Annotated in this window: 4 protein-coding genes and 1 pseudogene; 2 read left to right on the top strand and 3 right to left on the bottom strand. The window is 69.9% G+C overall.

The features are described 5' to 3' along the window. Positions 1-310 (top strand): annotated as a pseudogene (locus VJN29_RS15595) (hypothetical protein); the annotation flags it as partial. A 10-nt stretch (positions 311-320) separates the two neighbouring features. After that, complete coding sequence (locus VJN29_RS15590; RefSeq protein ID WP_324144551.1) at positions 321-884, top strand: tetratricopeptide repeat protein; 564 nt, start codon at positions 321-323, stop codon at positions 882-884. 125 nt (positions 885-1,009) lie between these two features. Here the strand turns inward: VJN29_RS15590 and VJN29_RS15585 are convergent, their stop codons facing one another. The 3 genes from VJN29_RS15585 to VJN29_RS15575 all read right to left on the bottom strand — a co-directional run bounded on the left by VJN29_RS15585 (position 1,010) and on the right by VJN29_RS15575 (position 3,471). Then, a complete protein-coding gene (locus tag VJN29_RS15585; RefSeq protein ID WP_324144550.1) occupies positions 1,010-1,993 on the bottom strand; it encodes a hypothetical protein in 984 nt (327 codons plus the stop codon). 205 nt (positions 1,994-2,198) lie between these two features. After that, positions 2,199-2,417, bottom strand: a complete 219-nt coding sequence (locus VJN29_RS15580; RefSeq protein WP_324144549.1) for a hypothetical protein — start codon at positions 2,415-2,417, stop codon at positions 2,199-2,201. A gap of 556 nt (positions 2,418-2,973) precedes the next feature. Beyond that, entirely contained in the window at positions 2,974-3,471 is a 498-nt protein-coding gene (locus VJN29_RS15575) for a hypothetical protein (RefSeq protein WP_324144548.1), read from the bottom strand. Positions 3,472-3,616 lie beyond the last annotated feature (145 nt).

Genomic DNA, 3,616 nt, shown 5'->3' with positions numbered 1-3,616 from the left:
CCGCGTCGCACACCGCGGGATCCCGCTCTGCATCGGCTCGGACTCGAACGTGCGCATCGACCCGCTCGAGGAGCTGCGCGAGCTCGAGGGCATCGCCCGACGGCAGGACGGGCGCCGCGGCGTCTTCCCGACCGAGGAGCTGTGGCAGATCGGAGGCCCGAACGGCGCGCGCTCGCTCGGCCTCGATGCCTGGGACGAGATCGAGGTCGACCTCGACCACCGTTCGCTTGAGGGCGTCGAGCCGGAGCACGTCCACGCTGCGCTCGTCGCCGGCTGCGGCGCCGACGTCGTCTCCCAGCCCTCTCGGTAGCCTCTCTTCGATGGACGTCACCGAGCAGACCTTCGACACCGCGGTCATCGAGCGCTCCCGCGAGGTGCCCGTCGTCGTCGACTTCTGGGCCGAGTGGTGCGGCCCCTGCCATGCGCTCGCACCCGTCCTCGAGGGCGAGGTCGAGTCACGCGGGGGAGCGGTCGAGCTCGTCAAGGTCGACGTCGACGCCAACCCGGCGCTCGCGCAGCAGTTCGGGGTGAGCGGCATTCCGGCGGTCAAGGCGTTCAGGGACGGCCGGGTCGTGAACGAGTTCGTCGGCGCACAGTCCGGCGCCTCCGTCTCGTCGTTCCTCGACGCGGTGCTGGCCCCGCCGCGGGCGGACGCGCTGGTCGAGGAGCTTCGCGAGCGCGGCGAGCTTCCCAACGTGGTCGCGGCCCTCGACGCGGGCGACATCGAGGGCGCCCTCGACCTGATCCTCGACGCTGTGCCTACAGCCGCGCCCGAGGAGCGGGAACGGCTACGCGAGGTCGCCGTAGCGATCTTCGAGCGGCTCGGCCAGGACGACCCGATCGCGTCTGCCTTCCGGCGCCGGCTCGCGACGGCCCTTTACTGAGGTTGGTCCGCGAAGCGCGATTCCGCAGAAGCGGAATCGCGCCGCGGGAATCCCCGCCTTCGGCGGGGCACATCCCTAAAGCGCGACCGCTCCGCGCCCGCGGGGGCTGCTGCTGACGCCCCCGATCAGGATCGGCCGGCCAGGCGGCCGATCCAGTACGCGGTGCGGTCGAGGTACGCCCGCTCGGCGCGCGTCCCCGTGAGGCCCCAGGCGCCCTCGTACGTGTCGTAGAGCCCGGCGGTCGAACGGGCGGGCTCGATCTGCGTCCCCTCGTGCCACTCGTTGTAGCTCGTGATCGTGACGATGTCCGGTGCGGCTCGGATCGCGGTCGCCCACATGTGGTCGTACCAGCGCCCGTCGTTGCGCGTCCGAAGCCGGAGCTCGCCCGTGGCCCGAAACGCGTCGAACCCGGGCCCGACCGATGGAGCACACGCGAGTCGTAGCTTCCGCGCCGCCTTGCACATCCTGCGGAAGGACGTCCCGTCGTTGACGAGCACGTCGTACGTGTAGAGGCCGTCGAACGCACCCCGGCGCGCCTTTCCCGCGAGCGACGTGTGCGCGAACACGCGGAAGCCCTGTAGGCCGGTGAGCGCGGCGCGCCACGCGTCGTCGGAGTCGACGATCGAGTCGTACACGTACACGTCACGGATCCCGAGCTGGCGCATGCCCCGCAGGGCGGCGACCACCCCGGCCGGCGTCCGACCATGCCAGGGCTCGACATGGAGCGCCAGCCCGAGCCCCGCCCGTCGCGCCTCCGCGGCGACAGGGCCGAGCCGGCGATCCTCGACGGAGCCGGGGCCCCACCAGGAGACGATCACGGTGTCGACGCCCGTCGAGGCGATCTCGCGCATCTGGGCTCGCACCAACCTCCTGTCGGCGGAGGAGTATGGGCCGCGTGCCGGGTAGAAGGTGGAGCCGAGCGCGTGCGGCGGGTCGCTCTGGCCCTGCCCCCAGTGCAGCCAGGCGCCGTCGAGGTGAGGGGTGCCGTACCAGGCGTAGTAGAAGATCCCGACCTGTGGGCGCACGCTGGGCTTGTGTCGTGCCGCATCGCCCGCGCCTGTCACCGCCAGCGCGGCGACGAGACCCCCGATCACGAACACCCACCGCACGAAACCGCGCGGATCCTACTCGGCCGGTCGGCCCGTGTGAAGTCGGGCGGCGGTTCGTGGCGATCCTCGATACGCGGATGGCGGCTCGCGAGCTTCGTGTGCCCTGCGCTGGACGCCAGGGAAGGGCCGGTCGGCCCCCGCAGCCGCAGGGCGGGGTCCGAGGCTCGGAGCCGCCGCCCACGTTGTCACCCGGCCCGCAGGACGGCTAAACCGACGGCGGCTCCCGCGGTGGAGCTGCGGAGAGCACAACCAAACGCGCCTCGACGATGTGGCCGGGATTCACCCAGATCCCCTCCACCGTCTCGATCCACGACGTCTTGTCCCTCTGCGCCCACCGATCGATCTCCGTCCGGGCATTGCTCTCGGACGCCTCCACATGGCGCCTCTCGCCCGTCGTGAGCCGCAGCTCGATGAACGTCGGCATGCACGCGAGCATATGCGTGCATCACGGGCATGCCGTGCTCGTCAGGGCGTGACGGTGGCGCAGACGTACGCGTGGACAGCCGCCGGGCTTGTCGTCGGGTTCTCGAACGCGGACCTGCCAGGTGGTGTTCCCCGAGTTGGGCGCCGGGTTCGACTGGCCCATGTTCGCGACGAATCCGACCCCGGACGAATAGCTTCAGCCGCCGCCCACGGCTCGCTCTCCAGTCGGGCAGGTCGCCTTGCCGAATGCGACGCTGTTCTCCGGGAGCGGGACGCAACACGACGGTTGGCAGTCCGGAATCCTTCCGGTCGGCTCGAGAAACGGGTTCTCGTAGCGCCTCTCCCCGGTCCCCTGGCTTCCCGGGAACGGGTGACTTTGTGGTGACCCTGGGTCACCTTTGCCGCCTCACATCCTCGCGAAGGTGTCGGGGACGTGCATCCGCGAGCGCGAAAGGGCACCGGCGCCGGGGGACCGCTGCCGGGTCTCAAGCCCGGCTGAGAAGAAGCAGAAACAGCCCTGGGTGGGTCCGGCCGGGGTGGTGTCTAGGCACGTGCAATCAGAGGCGAGCGCACTGGTCTTCCTTGTTGCCCTGAACGACGTTCCGACCACCGGTCGGTTTGGGCCGGTTCGACTTGCATTGGAGGTTTCCGTCGACGCGATTGCTGGTCACCGTGAACGACGCGCGGTTGGAGAAGAGCTGGATGTCGGAGTCGACCCGATTGCGTAACACAACTCCTCCTCGACCCTGCTCGAGTTGAATGCTCCCACCAACGGTGGAGTCCAGGACGCGCACCAGGGCCGCTCCCTCCGCTTGGACGTTTCCATCCACCCGAATTCGCTCCGCCCGCAGAGTCGCGTTGCGATTCACGATCACGTTGCCCTCAACGCGAGTTCGGTTCAGCCTGCAGGTAGCCCCGGCGGGCACCTTCAAGTTGTCGACCGTGACCGCGCCTAGCGTGCCACGACAAATGCGGTCGTCAGCGTGCGCCGCTGACGGAAGAGTGAGTGCGCCGACGGCGCTCAGCGACACGATTAGAGCGATTCCCCTGAGCACGATCCCTCCTCGTTCGAGCGGTCAGGTCGCCCGACATCCCATCACAAGAGCGCCGGGTGGCCGTCTTGATGACCCGAACGTCGAAAATGGCCGAGGGCCCCCACGCGCGAGCCCACCGAGCCGGGTCCGGCCAGAGCTCGGCGGC

The sequence above is a fragment of the Intrasporangium sp. genome (genome assembly GCF_035280925.1).
Classification (GTDB): domain Bacteria; phylum Actinomycetota; class Actinomycetes; order Actinomycetales; family Dermatophilaceae; genus Intrasporangium.
The sequence above is the reverse complement of the archived record's forward strand: the minus strand, read 5'-3'. Positions and strand labels throughout refer to the sequence as shown.